Origin of the sequence: Chryseobacterium sp. MYb264 (genome assembly GCF_035974275.1) — a bacterium.
GTDB lineage: Bacteria > Bacteroidota > Bacteroidia > Flavobacteriales > Weeksellaceae > Chryseobacterium.
In genome coordinates, this window is sequence record NZ_CP142422.1 from 2,030,900 (window position 1) to 2,049,230 (window position 18,331).

The 18,331-nt window shown below is 34.2% G+C and carries 16 protein-coding genes; 11 read left to right on the forward strand and 5 right to left on the reverse strand.

All coding sequences use genetic code 11. The annotated features are described in order from the left end of the window. Nucleotides 1-293: 293 nt before the first annotated feature. Complete coding sequence (locus tag VUJ46_RS08655) at nucleotides 294-1,130, reverse strand: helix-turn-helix domain-containing protein (protein ID WP_326984585.1); 837 nt, start codon at nucleotides 1,128-1,130, stop codon at nucleotides 294-296. A 225-nt stretch (nucleotides 1,131-1,355) separates the two neighbouring features. On the opposite strand from VUJ46_RS08655, the gene VUJ46_RS08660 reads away from it, so the two are divergent. Next, a complete protein-coding gene (locus VUJ46_RS08660) occupies nucleotides 1,356-2,516 on the forward strand; it encodes a thioredoxin family protein (RefSeq protein ID WP_326984586.1) in 1,161 nt (386 codons plus the stop codon). Between the two features lie 122 nt (nucleotides 2,517-2,638). On the opposite strand, the gene VUJ46_RS08665 is transcribed toward VUJ46_RS08660, so the two are convergent. Next, the gene (locus tag VUJ46_RS08665; protein WP_326984587.1) at nucleotides 2,639-3,769 is read right to left on the reverse strand and encodes a hypothetical protein; all 1,131 of its coding nucleotides are present in this window, start codon (nucleotides 3,767-3,769) and stop codon (nucleotides 2,639-2,641) included. A gap of 1,476 nt (nucleotides 3,770-5,245) precedes the next feature. Further along, entirely contained in the window at nucleotides 5,246-6,268 is a 1,023-nt protein-coding gene (locus tag VUJ46_RS08670) for a 3-oxoacyl-ACP synthase III family protein (RefSeq protein WP_326984588.1), read from the reverse strand. A gap of 72 nt (nucleotides 6,269-6,340) precedes the next feature. Between VUJ46_RS08670 and VUJ46_RS08675 the strand changes: the two genes are divergently transcribed. The 7 genes from VUJ46_RS08675 to VUJ46_RS08705 all read left to right on the forward strand — a co-directional run bounded on the left by VUJ46_RS08675 (nucleotide 6,341) and on the right by VUJ46_RS08705 (nucleotide 13,220). Next, nucleotides 6,341-7,240, forward strand: a complete 900-nt coding sequence (locus VUJ46_RS08675; RefSeq protein WP_326984589.1) for a magnesium transporter CorA family protein — start codon at nucleotides 6,341-6,343, stop codon at nucleotides 7,238-7,240. A 340-nt stretch (nucleotides 7,241-7,580) separates the two neighbouring features. Further along, the gene (locus VUJ46_RS08680) at nucleotides 7,581-9,167 is read left to right on the forward strand and encodes a patatin-like phospholipase family protein (RefSeq protein ID WP_326984590.1); all 1,587 of its coding nucleotides are present in this window, start codon (nucleotides 7,581-7,583) and stop codon (nucleotides 9,165-9,167) included. A 34-nt stretch (nucleotides 9,168-9,201) separates the two neighbouring features. Continuing rightward, the gene (locus VUJ46_RS08685; protein ID WP_326984591.1) at nucleotides 9,202-10,092 is read left to right on the forward strand and encodes a hypothetical protein; all 891 of its coding nucleotides are present in this window, start codon (nucleotides 9,202-9,204) and stop codon (nucleotides 10,090-10,092) included. Between the two features lie 262 nt (nucleotides 10,093-10,354). Beyond that, nucleotides 10,355-11,833 carry an FAD-binding oxidoreductase gene (locus VUJ46_RS08690; RefSeq protein ID WP_326984592.1) on the forward strand — a complete coding sequence of 493 codons (1,479 nt, stop codon included), beginning with the start codon at nucleotides 10,355-10,357 and terminating at the stop codon, nucleotides 11,831-11,833. 3 nt (nucleotides 11,834-11,836) lie between these two features. Further along, nucleotides 11,837-12,337, forward strand: coding sequence for a DUF2199 domain-containing protein (locus VUJ46_RS08695; RefSeq protein WP_326984593.1), 501 nt, complete (start codon nucleotides 11,837-11,839; stop codon nucleotides 12,335-12,337). 78 nt (nucleotides 12,338-12,415) lie between these two features. Beyond that, on the forward strand, nucleotides 12,416-12,658 hold the full coding sequence (locus VUJ46_RS08700) for a hypothetical protein (protein ID WP_326984594.1): 243 nt from the start codon (nucleotides 12,416-12,418) through the stop codon (nucleotides 12,656-12,658). A gap of 52 nt (nucleotides 12,659-12,710) precedes the next feature. After that, nucleotides 12,711-13,220 (forward strand): hypothetical protein, encoded by a 510-nt coding sequence (locus VUJ46_RS08705; RefSeq protein ID WP_326984595.1) that lies wholly within the window; start codon nucleotides 12,711-12,713, stop codon nucleotides 13,218-13,220. A 175-nt stretch (nucleotides 13,221-13,395) separates the two neighbouring features. On the opposite strand, the gene VUJ46_RS08710 is transcribed toward VUJ46_RS08705, so the two are convergent. Next, nucleotides 13,396-13,947 carry a DNA-3-methyladenine glycosylase I gene (locus tag VUJ46_RS08710; RefSeq protein WP_326984596.1) on the reverse strand — a complete coding sequence of 184 codons (552 nt, stop codon included), beginning with the start codon at nucleotides 13,945-13,947 and terminating at the stop codon, nucleotides 13,396-13,398. After that, nucleotides 13,944-14,264, reverse strand: coding sequence for a MazG-like protein (locus VUJ46_RS08715; protein WP_326984597.1), 321 nt, complete (start codon nucleotides 14,262-14,264; stop codon nucleotides 13,944-13,946). Before VUJ46_RS08715 ends, VUJ46_RS08710 begins: the two co-directional genes overlap by 4 nt. Before the next feature lie 305 nt (nucleotides 14,265-14,569). Between VUJ46_RS08715 and VUJ46_RS08720 the strand changes: the two genes are divergently transcribed. The 3 genes from VUJ46_RS08720 to VUJ46_RS08730 all read left to right on the forward strand — a co-directional run bounded on the left by VUJ46_RS08720 (nucleotide 14,570) and on the right by VUJ46_RS08730 (nucleotide 18,191). Beyond that, a complete protein-coding gene (locus tag VUJ46_RS08720; RefSeq protein ID WP_326984598.1) occupies nucleotides 14,570-16,177 on the forward strand; it encodes a helix-turn-helix domain-containing protein in 1,608 nt (535 codons plus the stop codon). A gap of 298 nt (nucleotides 16,178-16,475) precedes the next feature. Then, on the forward strand, nucleotides 16,476-17,297 hold the full coding sequence (locus tag VUJ46_RS08725; RefSeq protein ID WP_326984599.1) for a hypothetical protein: 822 nt from the start codon (nucleotides 16,476-16,478) through the stop codon (nucleotides 17,295-17,297). Nucleotides 17,298-17,336: 39 nt separating this feature from the next. Then, nucleotides 17,337-18,191: a hypothetical protein gene (locus VUJ46_RS08730; RefSeq protein ID WP_326984600.1), complete on the forward strand. Its 855-nt coding sequence runs from the start codon at nucleotides 17,337-17,339 to the stop codon at nucleotides 18,189-18,191. Nucleotides 18,192-18,331 lie beyond the last annotated feature (140 nt).

The window sequence follows — 18,331 nt, forward strand, 5'->3', positions numbered from 1 at the left end:
AAAGTAGTTTCATGGTTGATACAAAATACAGGTCAGCGCATTTTATACCCTTTAGTAGTTCTTAGTTTAGTGTTTAGGTGGTAATACAAGACATATTCTTTTAAACAAGAATAATTTTCCCGGAAAAAATGTGACAAACTGCAGAATATTGCCAGTCCCGTAAAACCTTTGCAAATATATGACAGCGAACACCTTATGAAAAACAAATGTTTATCCGTTTTCAGGAAAATGAAAAGAACAATTATTTCAGGCATCAGTAATTCTAATTATTTTCAGGAAAATGAATAACCGGATTAATGATTTTTATCCTCTAAATGTTTGATGAAAGCAGAAGGAGAGAAATCTGTAACTGCCTTAAAGACTGATGCAAACTTACTGTGTGAAGAGAAGCCACATTCATCTGCCAGGATGCTTATTTTGTACTGGCGGTACTTTTCATCACCAATCAGTTTATTTACGATATAATTTACCCTTAGACGGTTCACATAGGTCTTAAAATCTGAGCTTTTATACTGATTGATTACATAAGACAGATATTTTGTATTGGTATTAAGCTCCCCGGCAAGAAAAGGAAGCGACATGTTCTTATTATTATACAGATTTCCCTTCTCAAAATCTTCCAAAAGTTCAAGCAGTTTGGTTTCTGTTTCGGAAGTCATAAGCGACTCATTTCTCCTTTTGACATCATCGTTCTGTCCCACTTCTACAACAGAAATATTCGAAAAATCATCAATTTCCACGACTTCTTTATCATATGAAAAATTGATGCTCTTTTGATTTCTGATAATGTTTTTAAATTTAGCGAACTGTTTTTTCTGTTTAGAATTATAAAATAAATAGAGTCCGATTAGTGATGCCACTAAAATGAGAATCACCACATTTTTTATGGAATTTATCCTATTCTGTTCTTCCTGTTGAATCATAAATGTATCAAAAGTCTCTTCAATATTTCTCTGAAGATGACTTTGATTTCCCATGAGTTCAACCGAGTCATTTTTTTGAATTGGGTGAGAAGGTTTTTTCTCCTGAGATGAAATGGAGACCGTAAAAATTAATAAAAAAGTAAATTTGAGAAAATTTTTGAGCATTAATAATAAATTATTACTTTTTGTTGTATAATAATTCATCATTTTCATAGTTCTTAGTATTGTTTTTTGCAAAAATACTAATATTTTATTTTTCAGTGAAATATGTATGTTATTTAATTTTTTTTATTGTTAAAATGAAATTATAAATCAAATTTTGACATTTGACGATTCTTATATAAAAATCAACAATAGATTGTAACTATTTAAATAGATCATACGACTTATGTGTCATCTTAATTATTACATTTGTAACCATTAAAAAGTATTATGAAAAAATTAGCAATATTCTCTTCATTATTTATAGGAGCATTGGCTTTTGCACAAGGGATAAAATTTGAAGACAGCAATTTCGCAACGATCCTTGCTAAGGCAAAAAAAGAAAATAAACTGGTTTTTGTAGATGCCTACGCTTCGTGGTGCGGACCTTGTAAACTGATGGTAAAAAATATTTTCCCGCTTCAGTCAGTCGGAGATTATTACAACTCACATTTTGTGAATGCAAAAATTGATATGGAAAAAGGGGAAGGAATTGGTTTGGCGAAGAAATATAATGTGAAGGCATTTCCAACGTATCTTTTCATTAACGGCGATGGAGAGGAAGTTCACAGAACATTAGGTTATGTTGAAGAGAATGATTTCATACAATTTGCAAAAGATGCAGGAGATCCTTCAAAAAGATTAACTTCTTTAAAGCAAAAATTTGAAGATGGAGAAAAAGATCCTGAATTCTTAAAAAATCTTGCCGGTCTTACGATGTATAATGATGCTGCATTTTCAAGTAGAGTTATGGAGCGTTATTTTGCAGCAAAAACGGAATATGACCAAGATGATATCCAGATGTTATTAATGGGCGCTCAGAATATGGATAGTCCGTTATATAAAATTTTCCAGACCAAAAAAGCTGAGATTTCAAAGGTTATTACTCCTGAAAAATATGCAGATCTCGATAAAAATATCAAGATTACCAATATCTTTAAAAAGTCTTACAACACGGATACAAAAACCTGGAATGACACTTACTTTTTAACGGAAGCGCAAAAGTTTTTACCAAAAACAGAAGCTGAAACCATCTTAAAAAAGGCAAGAGCCAACAGAGCATTACGCGCGAAAGATTTTCCAACTTACGAGAAACTGACATTGGAATTGTACAAAGATACTTCTGCAAACAGTTCAGAAGAGCTGAATTCTCTGGCCTGGAATTTCTTTGAAAATATAAATACAAAATCATCTTTGGAAAAAGCGGTGGCATGGGCACAGGAATCTGTTAAAAAGAATGAAAACTATGCCAATACGGACACTTTAGCCAATCTTTACAATAAAGTAGGCGATAAGAAAAATGCCAAACTTTGGGCTGAAAAATCTATTTCTTTAGCTAAAGCAACAGGACAGGATTCTGCAGACACTGAAAAATTGCTGGAAACTTTATAGATTATTTTAGATTTTTACGACCGGCCACCAATAAAATTTAAAGAATTTCATCGTTTTCACTGAATTAAAAAAATCCGTAGATGAGGAGTCTACGGATTTCGTGTTTGTGTTTTTAGAACCTTTTAGTTATTTTTAACAATCACCTGTATTTTGGTTAGCATGGCTTCTGTATCCCCATTATAACCAGAATAAGCCGAAGGCAGATAATTCACAATCTGATTCCCTGCCCAGGAAGAATACTGTACTTTAAACTGATAAGTCCCTGAAGGCAAAGTCACCGATTTCAGAAACGTTACAGGGGTAGGTAGATTTTTCAAGCTTCCTCCATCTCCTGAACTTGTATAGGCCGATGAAATTTTAACGCCATCCTGAACCAGACCGAATGCGCCCTGTGTGGCAACCCCTGTTGCTGTTGTAGCCGAAACGGCATATCCCATAACACTGAATACAAAAGTTTGGGTAATCCCCGTTGGTACGGTGAGTGTAAGAGTTGCTCCTGGCACATCTGCCGTTGTTCCTGCATTCACCGTTTGTGCTGTCGTTCCCTGTACATAATAGACATTGGCAATATTTCCACTAGCAGAGGCTACCGACTGCCAGCTGGGAGCAGTACTGGCACCATTGGAAATAAGTACTTGTCCCGCTGTTCCTGAGCTTCCAGCTGTAGTGGCATTACCGCCTACATTAAGCTCGTTGGTGATCTGTAAACCACCGTTAACATGTAATTTTTTCTGCGGAGTTGAAGTCCCTACCCCTACACGGCTATTTAAAGCATCTACCGATAAAGTTGTTCCCGCCACAGAAAATGCATTAATGATGTCTGCATCAAAAGTAAGCGTATTACCATTATGATACACCGTTCTGTTATCCTCAAGATCACCATCTACTGTATAGATATTAGAATAATTCCCCCCACTGTTGGTCCCAAGATCAAAATTATCAGCCAGCTTGGCCCAAACACTTCCATCAAAGTAATAATAGCCGGTATCTGTAATATTTACCGCTATACCACTCGCTGAACCTGTAGCAATACTTTCCACATAGACCATCGTGGACAAAGGGATATTTAACATACTTTGAGCTCTTTCCCTATCTACTCGGGGTATTAAAAGACCATCCACCGTAGAAGCGGTTCCTGTACTCGTCTTAGCAACAACATCAAGAGTAGCTCCTGGCGTTTGTGTTCCAATCCCAACTTGAGAAAACAACCCGATAGGAACAAGGCTGACTGCAAGTAATAAATAAATTTTCATTTTTTTAAGTTTAAATTAGTTAATGATTAAAAGAATTTCCTGATAAATATACAATATTATTTAACTAAAACAAGAATACCTCTACAAATTAATCATAAATTAACACATACAAAGTGTAAATTTACAACAAAAACAGCGTATTCATAAACATTTAGCAATATTATATGAATGTTTATTTTTTTTAATATTAATTTTCAATTACTTTTTAACAAATTTCATCCTAAAAGGAAAGTGGTCTATATGAGGCTGTACAAACAGCTCGCCCCCATCCATAAAGTACCCGGTAGCTCCACCGTATCATGATCTCCCAGTCGTAATCGGGAAAGAAAAAAGCAAAGTAAAACCCATCTGCAAAAGCTTCAGCGGAAGAAGAAATTTGAAAGCCCCTAAAATTAAATTTCTAAGATCAATGACCAAATACAAGACTGATTTACCTTCATTTGTCAGCTGAAAGGGCGATCAACATTCATTATCATACAGAACTAAGATATTTTTGGATCAGTATCAAAACTTGGGGAGAAATTGTTTAGATGTGTTTTTTGCCACGAATGCACGAATATTTTTATTTCCCACAGATCGAACAGATTTTCACAGATGATGATGATAGTATTTTTTTGCTTAATCTTCGTGATCTTTTACAGGTAGAACGGTTTGGTGAGCCTTAAAGCGGTCAGTTGTACAACAGCTTCCTGCTTTGTGTTCAGATAATCAACGAATTCAATATGGCTATCATTTGCTGAGTAGAACGCCGTTGCGAACGGAAAATAATCAGCATTAAAATAATTAAATCCTAGCAACCTTGGCGTTAAAAATAACGATTAGCTACGAATGCACGAATTTTTTATTTCCCACAGATCGCGCAGATTTTCAAAGATGATATTGTTGATTTTCTTTGTTTATCTTTTCCTGTCTTTTATAGGTAGAACGGTTGGGTGAGACTTAAAACGGGAGTTGTCAAAAAACTTGTGTTGGCTTTGTATTCAATATGCAAAGTGTAAGGAAAAAATATGGACCATTTTCAAAATCTGCGAGAGCAAAAAATTCACCTTACATGATCTAAACTTTTTTGCCTAGTCCCCAACTTTTGTACTTGATTCATATTTTTAAGCAAAAATATAAACCGCAGATTAATCTGCGGTTCTTTATGTCGATACCGTATCAAAAAAATAGGCTCTTTACAGATATTCTTATTCAACAGGCTGCAGAAACAAACGTACAGTTTTATGAATTGGATATTTTGAGAGCCGGCAAAGCCTCTGTTGGAGCAGTAAGGAAAGCCCCCTTTTTATCCTGTTAATCTACAGAAATCATTAAAAAAGATGAGTTATTCTTCATTATTTAGTGAAGAACGATAAGTTAAATTTCCCTTTAATGCCTGCCAGTCAATAAATCGCTTAATTCAACATATCAGTCAATTTGTACTCAGCAGTATAGATCAAATAAAATAGTAATACACGTATAATGGTGTTCTACCTATTAATACTCAAACAGAACACTTCCCCAAGTGAAACCACTTCCGAAAGCTGAAAGAAGAACCAAATCTCCTCTTTTTACTTTTCCTGCTTCAATCGCTTCACTTAACGCAATCGGAATAGATGCTGCCGTTGTATTTCCGTATTTTTGGATGTTGTTGAAAATTTTCTCATCCGGCAGACCAAATTTCTGCTGAACGAACTGGGCAATTCTCAGATTCGCCTGGTGAGGAATGAACATATCGACATCATCGATTGTTTTTCCGGCTTTATCTAAAGCTTCCTGCATTGTTTCAGGGAATCTTGTTACCGCATGCTTGAACACAAAATTTCCGTTCATGATTGGGTAAACTTCCTTATCCGTTACATTTTCAGGATCTTTTCTCATTCTGTCGCTCCACCCGAATTTAGAACCCGGGAATTGCGTACACAAATCATCGGCATATTTTCCTTCAGAATGCATATTCATGGCTAAAATATCTCCTGCATTTTCATCTTCTGTCGCAGAAAGAACAACCGCTCCCGCCCCATCTCCGAAAATAACAGAAACACCTCTTCCTTCATCAGAAAAATCTAGTCCGAAAGAATGAACTTCGGCCCCAACCACTAAAATATTTTTATAAGTTCCCGATTTAATGAAAGCATTTGCCACACTCATCGAATACACAAAACCTGAACACTGATTTCTCACATCCAACGCTCCGATGGTATCGCAACCCAGCATATCCTGAAGCAGAACGCCACATCCAGGGAAATAGTAATCCGGAGAAAGCGTTGCGAAAATAATATAGTCGATGTCTTTTGAAGTTAAACCCGCATTAGCAATCGCTTTTTCAGCAGCTTTATATCCTAAAAAAGCACTGGTTTCCTGAGAATCATATCTATTTTTTCGGTGTCTTCTTTCTTTAATTCCCGTTCGCTCCGTGATCCATTCGTCATTGGTGGTCATTAATTTTGCTAGATCATCATTGGTAACAACATTATCCGGCACATAAAATCCGATCCCTTTTATTGTACTTTTAATCATATAGTTTTTTAATTTTGGCAAAGATAAACTTATTTAACACATAGTATTTCAAAATATTAGTATTTTTACTTTATGCCAATTGATACGATTTACAGAGATTCCCAGTGCGAATGGGTAGATGTAGAGGCTCCTACGCAGGAAGACCTGAAATTTCTTCACGAAAGATACGAGATCAACAACCTTCTTCTGGAAGATACGATGGACCCGAATCACTTACCGAAATACGAAGAAGACGGAAACGTAAAATTTTACCTTCTTCGTGAAAGCACCGAACTGGAAAGGAAAAACCTTAATACCATAAGCGATATCAGCACGAAAATCGGGATTTTTCTGATCAATAATACCATCATTACCATTCACAGGATGAAGACAAAAAGTATTGTTGAAACAAAAAAAAGACTTTCTAGTTCAAAAGGTGAAACGACCTCGCAAAATATTGCGTTGATGATGGCTTTGCTGATTATGAAAAGTTTTGATGATGAATCGGTAAGTCTTTTGGAAACGATGGATAATATTGAAAACGAAATTTTCCTGAAAAATACAAATCATACAAATCAAATCCGAAGATTGTATAAGCTGAAGCGAAAATCAGGATTAAATTCAAGAGTTTTGACGATTTCTACCGATGCGATTGATAAATTTAAACTTCTCGGTTTACAGGATTCTGAGGTCGTCGATTTAAAAGATAAACATAAAGATGTTGTTGCCGATTTTGATCATCTGAATATTCAGATTACCAACTTAATCGGGATGTTTTTGGCACTTTCAGACCAAAAAGCGAATCAGGTAATGAAAGTTTTAGCAATTTACTCAGTTTACTTTTTACCAATCACTTTTATTGCCGGCGTTTACGGAATGAATTTTGACAATATGCCGGAACTGCATACAAAACATGGCTATTTTTATACTTTAGGTCTGATGGCTTTGGTTGTGATCTGTACTTTCATTTATGCGAGGAGGAAACAGTGGTAGATGCAGATGGGTTTGAGCGTATTAGGGTGTGAGCGTATTAGGGTTTGAGCGTATTAGGGTTTGAGGGTATTATAAAGTGATGATTTAAATGAGTTTGTTTAAACTAATTTTTATTTAACCACAAAAGGAACAAAAGAAATATAAAATGCATATTATTAGATATTAAAAGTACTCAAAAGAATAAAAATCAAAGATTTTTGAAAACTTATGGGCTCTTTTTTCCAGTTCATTAATAAGCTTTAAACAGAAATACTTAAATCTTTTGGCTCTTTTGCGGTTAAATAAAAAGTTTAAATGAAAAAGTATTTCGGATAACCAAAAAAAAAGAATAAAAACAACCATGAAACCTGAAACTCTGCAATCCATTCTCGAAGAAAATACGCTTTCGACAGTATCAAAAGAGAAATTGCAGGCGCTGTATACCAATATTTCCGGCAAAGAGTTTTCTGATCTTCTGGATGCCAATGGCAATCAGTATGTAGAATTTGTGCAGGAAGGCGGTGGCGTTTGGGGAAGTGCACTCGTGGGTTATCTTTACGGACTTGAAATTTTTGGAATTCGGTTTCTGAAAGTAGCGGGAACGAGTGCAGGAGCCATTAACACCATGCTTATTGCCGCCTGTAAAACGAAGGAAGAACAGAAAAGTGACGTAATCAAAGAGATTCTTTTCAACTGGAATTTTGCAGATTTTATGGATGGTAAACCGTATGTAAGGACGACGGTTCATTCCATTTTGAATAATAAAAATTTCATTAAAATCAATAGTATTCTGGCTATTGTTCTGATGATCATTTTGGTGGCAATTCCTTTTATTACGCCTTCGGAAACTACTTTGCGCGCAAAACTGCTGTTTCTCGTTCCGTTAATTCCTGTGCTTATTGCTTTGATCTGCTTTAAAAAATTCTATAATGATTTTAGAAAACACAACAGCGGACTGAATCCCGGCAATGCTTTTCTCAACCAAATGACGGAGGTGATGAACGGTTTCGGAATCAAAACAGTTGCTGAACTAAACGAAAAATTTGTTCAAAAAGAACACAAAATGAACCTCGATTACCGTTATGGGAATCAGCAGGAATACTATAATAATGCTTTACAGAACATTGAAGAAATCAGAGAAAATAATAAAAAGCATATTGACGAAACGCGTTATAAAATTTTCTACGAAAGTATTGCCAATAATAATTATTATAAAGACAATCCGTTTTATCAGTTAAAATCAGAATATATTGTCGTAACTACAGATATTAATGCTAAAATTAAGGTTGAGTTGCCTACGATGGCCAATTTATATTGGTCTGAAGAGGAATTGAAACACATTAGTCCGGCAGAATTTGTCCGCGCCTCGATGTCGGTGCCATTCTTTTTTGAGCCGTTTCAAAAAACAATCAATAAGAATGATGATTCTGTAAAATATGCCTGGAAATTCTGGATGAATACGGAGAAAGAGAATATTTATCCGGTCGGAGTTTTTATTGATGGTGGAAGTATTTCGAATTTCCCGATCGATCTTTTTCATGACAGTGAAGTGTTTTATCCGAGAATGCCTTTGTTTGGCGTTCAATTAACAAGCAACTCTGATCTTGCTTCTGACAAAGGAAAAACCAGCGAACAAATCATGAAAACTCCATTTTCATACGCAGGAAATATCATCAATACCATGCAGGGTTTTAACGATAAATCTTTTTTAACCAAGCATACTTTTTATCATCTCTACAGCATTCAATCTGTAAATTGTGGCGACAGCAGCTGGCTGAATTTTTTCATGAAAAGAGAAGAAAAAGAAGATCTTTTTAACAGAGGATTCCAAGCTGCCCTTGATTTTCTTAATCAGTTTGATTGGCAAAAGTACAAATGCGAAAGAATGATGCTTTCTATGAAGGAGAAAAAGATTTTGAAGGAAGAGGATACGAAGACGGTGGGGTAAGGAATTTTGAGTATTTTAGCTAAAATTAATATTCATGTCATTCAAAATTTTCAGTGAACTTAGTGAAAATCAAATTGAGTCTGATATATCTTCATATTTAGGATATATTACTCCATATTGGAAAAAAAGATATAGATTAATTTCTGTAGATGAGCAAATTACTGGTGCAGATAAGCTATTTGATAGATTTGTTCCTATTTATTTTCAATTTAAAGTCTCTCAAGGACTCAAACCCAATGCCACGATCTTAGAACAATTTAAAAATAAACCTTTAGCAAAAATAATTAAATTTAGAAATGATAATAACTACATAACCGATCCAATATTATATTTTCAACTCAGAAAAAAAGCAAAAACAGCAACTGATTTACAACACAATATTTTATATAGACTGAATTCTGAATCATTTCAACATGCTGTTTATATTGCTCCTTTGACTTTAGATTCTCAAGAGTATGAAAATATGTTAAATGAAAGATGGTTTTTTAGATTCATAAACAATCCATTAATTCGGAAAGACTTATCTATCAATGATACATTAGAAAGAGTCAATTATGAATTTAGATCACTTCCATTTTTAAGGCACCATATTGCTATCCCTCCCCATAAAACAACAGATACCCATAATCATCATTATTCTTATTCTAAAAGTGGAGGTGATGTAATTTGGCATGGTGGTGAAATTCTCAACAAAGACTATAGATTATTTAATTTTTTATTAAATATTTTAAACGATTTTCATCTTAATGAGAAAAATGAGAAATCGCAAATCAACATAGGTGAATATTTAGATTATTTACAAAAAGAACTGAATGTACACTTGAATTCACCAGATAATTATTTCAAATTATTATATTTATCAGAATTTTTAAAAGAAACATATAATATTAAATTAATGTTTTTATATGATACTTTTGAATATTAATTCTAATCAAAAAAACTTTAAACATGACTATTTATCTTAACTGCGAGAAACCAGAACAACCTAATGGCAACATTAAATGTAAAACTTGTAATATCGAATATAAATTTGAATTTGATTCAATTAAAACCCCTTATAAAGAATCTGGAATTTTAAAATGCGAATGTGGAGCTGATTTAGTTAGATGGAGTTCAACTGTAGAACCTTTCTTAGTTAAAATCAATAATTAGATTTTAATTTTTCATATCAGCCGTATGTTTATCAAATGAAGAAAAAATACCTTTTAATTCTCGGAGCATTATCGGTTATAGCCCTAATCTTTCTTTCAATTCCCGTTGTCCATGTTTTTAAAACCAAATGGAGCGAATCTGATTTTCAAAAAACTGAAATTCCGAAAGGGTATACAAATGATGCAAGTCAACTGAATTTAACAAAAGTTGATACTATAATTCAGGTTCCCAAAAACAAAATAGAAATTGAAAACCAACTTCGACAGATTTTAAAATACGCCAAAGAGAAAAACCTGAAAGTTTCCTTAGCAGGCGCGCAACACAGCATGGGTGGCCACAGCATTTATCCCAACGGAATTTTGTTGAATATGCTTCCCTACAAACAAATGGAGCTCGATGAAAAAAATAATATTCTGACGATTGGTTCGGGTGCACTTTGGGAAGATGCGATCAAATTTTTAGACAAACACGGAAAATCAATTTCAGTGATGCAGGCTTTTAGTTCGTTTTCTGTGGGCGGTTCGATGAGTGTGAACGGTCACGGTTGGCAGAAAAATCTTCCGCCGATTTCTTCGAGCGTGGTATCATTTACCCTGATGAATCATAATGGCGAAATTCTAAATTGCAGCAGAGCAGAAAATCCTGAACTTTTTAAGCTGGCTATCGGTGGTTATGGACTTTTCGGGATTATACTTGATGTAAAATTAAAAGTGGTTGACAATCTTGCTCTGCAATTCAAATATGTAAGATTAAATTCTGAAAACTACGTTCAATACTATAAAAAATTCATTTCAGATAACCCGAATGTGAATCTTGTTTTTGGAAGATTAAGAATCTCTAATAAACATTTTCTGGAAGAGGCAACCATTAATTATTTTGAAAAAGTAAACGAAAAACCACTTTCTCTTCCTGCTCAAAATCTTAAAAATGAAGAGACTAAACGTCTCGTTTTCCGAAGCACTGTGAACAGTGAGTATGGAAAAAGACTTCGATGGGATCTGGAAACCGGAATGAATAAAATTAGCAAAAACACCGTATTTTCCAGAAATGAATTACTAAACGATCATGTTTCTCTAATCGAAAACAAAGATCCAAATTCAACCGATCTTTTGCAGGAATACTTTATTCCCGAGAGAAATTTTAATCAATTCATCAAAGACATTAAACCAATTCTTAAAAATTCAGAATTAGATTTGTTGAATATTACGATACGCGCCGTAAACAAAGATGAAGATAGCTACCTGAACTATGCCAAAGAAAATGTTTTCGGATTTGTATTTCTTTTTAACCAAAATAAAACTACTCAGCAGGAACAGGCGATGAAAATATTAACAAATAAATTGGTTGACATAACGATTATAAACGAAGGAACATTTTATCTTCCTTACCGTTTACATATTGACAAAGCCAAAATGAGAAAAGCTTATCCTCAGGCAAATTCATTTTTTGAATTGAAAAGAAAATATGATCCACAGGAGATTTTCGAAAATAAATTTTATCTTCACTATAAATAAAAAATGATGAAGTATATCTGCAAATGCTGCGGAGAAGAAAAAGAAGATTGGCCGGCAATAGCTTATTCCGCGCCTTATCCTTATTTTAATTTATCTGAAGAAGAAAAGGAAAATTCAGGGCTAACCTCGGATTTTTGTGTTATTAAATACAGTGATGAAACTTGTTTCTTCATTCGGGCAGTTCTTGTTCAAAAAGTGAATAACAGCTGTCAGAATCTTGAATACGGAATTTGGGTTTCTCTCAGTGAAAAAAGCTTTAATGATTACATTGAAAATTATGAAAATAAAACATTTGAAGGAGGATATTTTGGATGGCTTGCCAACTACACTCCTGATTATGATTTTAACAATAGCATTCCTACCGATGTAATGGTAAATAATGCAATAGGAAGACCCTTTATCTATCCTCATGAAAGCCATGAACATCCATTTGTATACGATTTTCACAACGGAATTTCCAAAGAAGAAGCAGAAAGAAGAATTGATATGGTATTAAACCGATGAATTGGATTATTTCAAAAACAACAATGGAATTTCATACCCATCCATTTATTTAGAAAATTTCACTAAAAAATATATCAAATGAAAAGAAAATTATTTGCCCGATACTTTCTCTTTACTGGTTTTTTAATGATTATTGTAGCCCTTTTAATGCTGATATTTGGAGTGAGCATGTTTACCTCAATAGGAAATTTCTCCAAATTTATCATTCAACTTTCAGAACTTTGCTTTATTTTTTGGCTTCCAGCACTTACCTTGGGAGTAATTTGCTGTATCCTTGGAGTAGCTTTAAAAGTATCTCAATCTAATTCAGATAAAAATTAATTTGGCATTGTCCTTTTTCGTAAATTTAATCACACCAAAAAAACAATATTCCATGAAAAACTTATTTTACGTATTCATTTTCTATATTTTCAGCACAATTACGAATTATGTCAATGCTCAAAAAATTACGGACGGTCAAACCCTTGAGGTCAATGGTATGAGTGTAACCTTTTCTATTTTAAATAAAGAAAGCATTGAAGCAGGTGGAAAGCCCTATGATCGCTATAAAGTTTCAGCTTCAGTAAAAAACACATCCGACAAATCTTATAACATCAGATTGTCATCGTTTCCGCAAATCGTTTCTAATATCGGGCTTGTAGAATTAGACTGCATCAATGCAACAGGAGCTAAACTGACCTCTAAAAAAATCCAGCTGAAAATGAAAGCTCAGATCATTAATGTTACGTATTCAGCCTATGATAAATCGGGAAAGTTTACCAATAGTATTATTCCGGTAACGGGAAGCTATTATTTTGATTCGGGAGACACTATTAATGACGATGCTATTTTCATTGTTCCGCAAGGGGAAAAACCTGATGTGACAGTAAGAAATTTAAGATAAATAAACTTCAGCTTTAAATTCCCCTCCTCTGGAGGGGTGGCGAAAATTTCAAGGAAATTTTTGACGGGGTGGTTTAAACAGGCACATCATATATTTGTCTGCATCCACTACCCCATCTTTTTGTTTTCCCATTTCAGCGAAGGAGAATTTCTGATCCCATATTGTGAAATAAAGCTTATCCTTTCATCCACATCGGCTTATGCTTCAAAACCTCATCATAAACCGGACAACTTTCATCATGACATCCTTTTAAATAACCGGTACTCATCAAAAATTCATTCACAATTTCGCCACCGGTAAACTTGAATGTTTTTTTGAATAATTTCATCCAATCCTGTAACGGTTTGGGATGATGATGCTCCAGCCATTTTTCGAAAGAACCGAATTCTTTTTGCAATTCAATAATTGTTTTTGCATTTTCAATCGCGGCATTTACCTTTAACTTATTTCGGATAATTCCGGGATCACTCAATAGTCTTTCGCGATCTTCTTCTGTGTAAGCAGCCACTTTTTCAATATTAAAATTATCGTAAGCATTTCGGAAACCCTCTTCTTTTTTGAGAATTGTTTCCCAGCTCAGTCCTGCCTGATTAATTTCCATGACCAATCTTCCGAACAGTTCATTATCATCATGAATCGGAAATCCGTAATGATTGTCATGGTAATTTTTATGAAGCGCTCTTCTGCTTTCGGGCTCCATTCCGTTGATGGCTAAACAATAACTCATTTTAAAATATGTTCTGTTTTGGTTAAAAAATTCTCTACAGCATCTTTTATATCGATGCTGGTTCGGTCTGCTAAGATAATCAACCACCAGATATTTTCGCCTAATTTATGTTCCAGTTCTTCGGCTGAGTTCTTTTTAGACCATGTTTTTTCGTGTGACATTACATTTCTCCCAATCAGTCCGGCATCGGTAAGGTAGCCTAAAGCATCTTGCTCAGCCGTCCATTCTTTTCCGTTTTGCTGAATTTCTAATTGATGATATTTTTCTCTGATTTTAAGAGAACGCTGTATTATCTGATCAAAATTATTGTTTTCCATAAGTTCTGAATTTTAATAAAATCATGCTACTTTTTAATGAATATTTCATTGAAAATAACAGCCATTTTACGTTTGAATAACAAAGATAAACCTGACTTGTGACAACTATCTGTCAGTAACAAAATTTAAACTCAAAATAAGATAAATCATCTATAAATGACATTTAAAGTAAATTAAATATCTGATTCAACATCACTTATAGTATTTAACAAAAAATTCAAACATAAAGGAAATTTTTAACCATATATTTGTTAATAATTATTTACTACAATAAATATTTCAAATTTACATTACTTAATCAAACTATGTCTAAAAAAATACTCTTACTTATCATTCTGTTTTCTACGATGATATGGGCACAAAAAGATAATAATACTTTCGATAATTTATATCGCAAAACTTTAACAGAAACAGCAAGTAAAGACATACCTCGTGCATTAAAAATAGCAGATTCATTAATTAATGCCGCAAAAACTCCGGAAATTAAAGGAAAAAGCTTGATGCTGGCTTCTCAAATTTACTTACAGAAAGTGCAGTATGAGAAGAGTATAAACTATGCAGAACAAGCCAAAGATATTTTAAATACTACCGAAAATTATGAGTTACAGGCTAAAATACGGGGGCTTCTTTCTAATGTTTATCGACAAATGTCGCTCAATCATAAATCGACAAATTACTTAAATGAAGGCTTAAAAATTGCCGATAAAATAAAAAACCAACAAAAAAGAGATCATACAAAAGCGTTATTTTTTCAGGAATTAGCTGAAATTGAAGCCAATGCCGAAAGGTATAAAGCTTCAGTAGAAAATGTGCAAAAATCTTTGAAATATCTTTCTCAAATCCCTGCTGACAGCATAGCCATTGGTAGAGATCATCAAATGTTGGGGCAATTATATGGTGATTATTTAAATAATATTGAATTGTCGGAGGCTCATTATCTCAAAGCGATACAGTTTCTTCCTGAATCGAATATGAACACAGGATTATGCTATGACGGTCTCGGAAAAATAAAACTTTTGCAGAAAGATTACAAAGAAGCCGAAAAATTTTTCTCGAAAGCATTGCAATATGCTGAAGCAAGCGACATTCCGGAAATGAAAAGGCATATGTATAGCAGCATGGCTGAATTATACGAATCTACAAATCAATATAAAAAAGCAAGTTTTTACAGAAAAAAACAAACGGAAAACATTAATAAAATTCAGGATAAATCATTGGAATTTATTGATAATGATTACAATAAAATTGAGAAAGAAAAAGAGAAATACGCAAGCATCAGCAACAAACAAAATATTATTCTGGGCATTGCCGTCCTTATTATTTTGGCACTGATCACAATGTATATCATCAACAGAAAAAAGCGTAAAGAAAAGTACAGACGATTCAAAAATATTATTAATCATTATAAGGAAAAGTCGGAATATGTGTTGGAAATAAAAGTTGACACTTCTGATGTTGATGAAAAATCTAACGAAGAAGAAATCATTTCATCAGAAATAGATTCGGAACATATGCAAGCCGATATCGCCATCAATAAAGAAACAGAGCTAAAAATTCTTGAGCAACTCGAACGGTTTGAAAAAGAAGAAACGTTTAATAATAATTACATTTCCCTTTCTTATCTCGCTACGGAATTCAATACCAACATTCGATATATTTCTTATGTCGTGAAAAAGCACAAAAATGCCGATTTCAAAAATTACATCAATAAATTAAGGATCAATTATATCATCCATAAACTGAATACTTCGGAAAAATACAGAAAGTATAAAGTAGGAGCTTTGGCGGAAGAATGCGGGTTTTCATCGCACAGTAAATTCACCACTATTTTTAAATCGATTACGGGAATTTCGCCTTCCAACTTCATTTCATTTATAGAAGAGGAAGAAGCTAAAAAAAGAGCAATCGCCTGAATTTAATTATTTATTTTTTTGCAAAGTCTGTACTCAATTTGGTGCAGGCTTTTTTAATTTTTTTATTAATTATTCATTAAAAATTGATATTTAAACCTCATCAAACCGTTTAAAAAGCCTTAACATTTTCACTAAACAAAGAATTAAAACAGTTTTTACTTAAAAATTAAACTACTGAATATAAGAATATTAAAAACAAAAAGCTTTTCATTTTTCGAAAATGGAAAGGGTATTTCTTTTATACATCGCTACTTCAGAATAATTTCGCGGAAAATTATCAAGCATATAAATTATAGACATGAAAAAAAAGTTTGTACTTTCTTTCTTTTTATTTTCTGCGATGTGGGCACAAGCTCAAGTGGGAATTCACACCGGTAATCCTCAAGGAGCATTTCATGTAGATGCGGGAAGAGACAACCCCGAAACCGGAGCTCCAAGTGCTGCGCAACAAGCCAATGATTTTATCGTAACCGCACCTTCCGGATTTGTCGGAATCGGTACCACTACCCCAACCCACAAACTGCATGTGATAGGTGACGGCGTGAGCGATCCCGTATCTTTTTCTACATTAAACACAGGGAATGTAAAGGATGATTATCTTCTGGGAATAACTTCTACAGGCGTTGTAAAATCTTTAGGTGGATTAGAAGGTCTTTCTGTGCCATTACCTGCTTTATTTGTCTTAAATAACGATATTGATGATTTTTTAAGTACACAAGCCACAGGTGAAAGTCAGGCAATCCCGATGACATCTACTAAAAACTCGATCAGTAATCTGGTGTTTACACCGGCAACCAATCAAATTACGCTGCCTTCCGGGGTTTATGAAATTTCTTTGACGTATGAAGCGGTACATGATAGTCCGGGCTGTACATTGAGCTCTTATTATGTTGATTTCCCAGGAAACACAACTCCTGTGAAAGTTCAGAATAATGCTCCTCACATTGAAGGCGGACTTGGCATTCACGGAGGAACTATTTCCTACACAACCAAACTTACCAATACCACAAATAATCTCACGATTCATTTAGGACGAGGACAAGCCGGAAATTGTACAGGAACAGGAATGAAGCTTCTGAAAAACTCTACCCACTTGTTAATCTATAAAATCGGAAACTAATCGAAAGTTTTTTCAAAATAACATTTAATGTCTCATAAAATGAAAAAAGCAGTCGTTTTATTATGCGCTTTTTATACAAGCATTACCTACGGTCAATCTATTGGGATCAAAACTCCCAACCCAAGAGGAGCCTTTCATATCGACACCCGAGGAAATAATCCCACAGGAACCACCACCCTCCGTGATCTTTTGGATGATCTTATCATAGATTTTAATGGAAATTTAAATTTTACCCCTCAGAATATTACTAGTGGAAGTTATGGAAATATCTATAACACTAAACTCTTTGTTTTTAACAGCGTTGGTGATAATGTAAGAATTGAAGGTATTTTACCCGCAGAAAATCCTGAGGAGATCAGTTTATTGGGGGCCAACAGACCTGCGCAAACACTCGCTTTTTTAAGAAGAGAAAAATCGATCAATGAATTTGGCATTCCGCAACCTGCACTTCTTACTTTAGATGCTGATGTTTCAGATTTTCTAAACGGAATCGGTCCTGGTGGTGCTCAGGATATGCCGATGACTTTGGTAAAAAACGCGATCAAAGGATTAACCTATGATCCTGCAACTCATTTCCTGTTTGTACCGGAAGGATTGTACCAGTTTACATTAATCTACAAAGCCAATCAGCCGGGATGTTCGGTGAGTTCTTATTTCTATGATTTTCCTTTTGAAAGCAACTTTACAAGAGTTCATAGCAATACGCAGCATCTTGAAACTTCAGGAGAAACAGCAACTCACGGAGGTAAAATAACGTATACTTCTCAAATTCCTGCCGGCGGAAAGTTGGTAAGAGTAAATTTAGGAAGAGGGCAAGCCGGAAATTGCACCGGAACCGGAATGACTTTGCTGCATGACGGAACTCAATTTTTAATCAAAAAAATAGGCAACTGATTCTAATAACACAAAAATATTCTATGTTTTCCAACCCTTGTTCCCCAAAGAAAAATGAAAGCATAGAAACAAAATAAACGTAAAGTCAAGCTTAATCACTCAGTCGTTACTAGCTGTTTAATTTAGTTTCGAGTATCCTT

Excerpts from the sequence above, each read along its gene's own strand:
- VUJ46_RS08690 (WP_326984592.1), top strand. The coding sequence starts at position 10,355 with ATGAAGAAAAAATACCTTTTAATTCTCGGAGCATTATCGGTTATAGCC.
- VUJ46_RS08660 (WP_326984586.1), top strand. The coding sequence starts at position 1,356 with ATGAAAAAATTAGCAATATTCTCTTCATTATTTATAGGAGCATTGGCT.
- VUJ46_RS08720 (WP_326984598.1), top strand. The coding sequence starts at position 14,570 with ATGTCTAAAAAAATACTCTTACTTATCATTCTGTTTTCTACGATGATA.
- VUJ46_RS08655 (WP_326984585.1), bottom strand. The coding sequence starts at position 1,130 with ATGATGAATTATTATACAACAAAAAGTAATAATTTATTATTAATGCTC.
- VUJ46_RS08680 (WP_326984590.1), top strand. The coding sequence starts at position 7,581 with ATGAAACCTGAAACTCTGCAATCCATTCTCGAAGAAAATACGCTTTCG.
- VUJ46_RS08665 (WP_326984587.1), bottom strand. The coding sequence starts at position 3,769 with ATGAAAATTTATTTATTACTTGCAGTCAGCCTTGTTCCTATCGGGTTG.
- VUJ46_RS08730 (WP_326984600.1), top strand. The coding sequence starts at position 17,337 with ATGAAAAAAGCAGTCGTTTTATTATGCGCTTTTTATACAAGCATTACC.
- VUJ46_RS08715 (WP_326984597.1), bottom strand. The coding sequence starts at position 14,264 with ATGGAAAACAATAATTTTGATCAGATAATACAGCGTTCTCTTAAAATC.
- VUJ46_RS08685 (WP_326984591.1), top strand. The coding sequence starts at position 9,202 with ATGTCATTCAAAATTTTCAGTGAACTTAGTGAAAATCAAATTGAGTCT.
- VUJ46_RS08675 (WP_326984589.1), top strand. The coding sequence starts at position 6,341 with ATGCCAATTGATACGATTTACAGAGATTCCCAGTGCGAATGGGTAGAT.
- VUJ46_RS08700 (WP_326984594.1), top strand. The coding sequence starts at position 12,416 with ATGAAAAGAAAATTATTTGCCCGATACTTTCTCTTTACTGGTTTTTTA.
- VUJ46_RS08705 (WP_326984595.1), top strand. The coding sequence starts at position 12,711 with ATGAAAAACTTATTTTACGTATTCATTTTCTATATTTTCAGCACAATT.
- VUJ46_RS08670 (WP_326984588.1), bottom strand. The coding sequence starts at position 6,268 with ATGATTAAAAGTACAATAAAAGGGATCGGATTTTATGTGCCGGATAAT.
- VUJ46_RS08725 (WP_326984599.1), top strand. The coding sequence starts at position 16,476 with ATGAAAAAAAAGTTTGTACTTTCTTTCTTTTTATTTTCTGCGATGTGG.
- VUJ46_RS08710 (WP_326984596.1), bottom strand. The coding sequence starts at position 13,947 with ATGAGTTATTGTTTAGCCATCAACGGAATGGAGCCCGAAAGCAGAAGA.
- VUJ46_RS08695 (WP_326984593.1), top strand. The coding sequence starts at position 11,837 with ATGATGAAGTATATCTGCAAATGCTGCGGAGAAGAAAAAGAAGATTGG.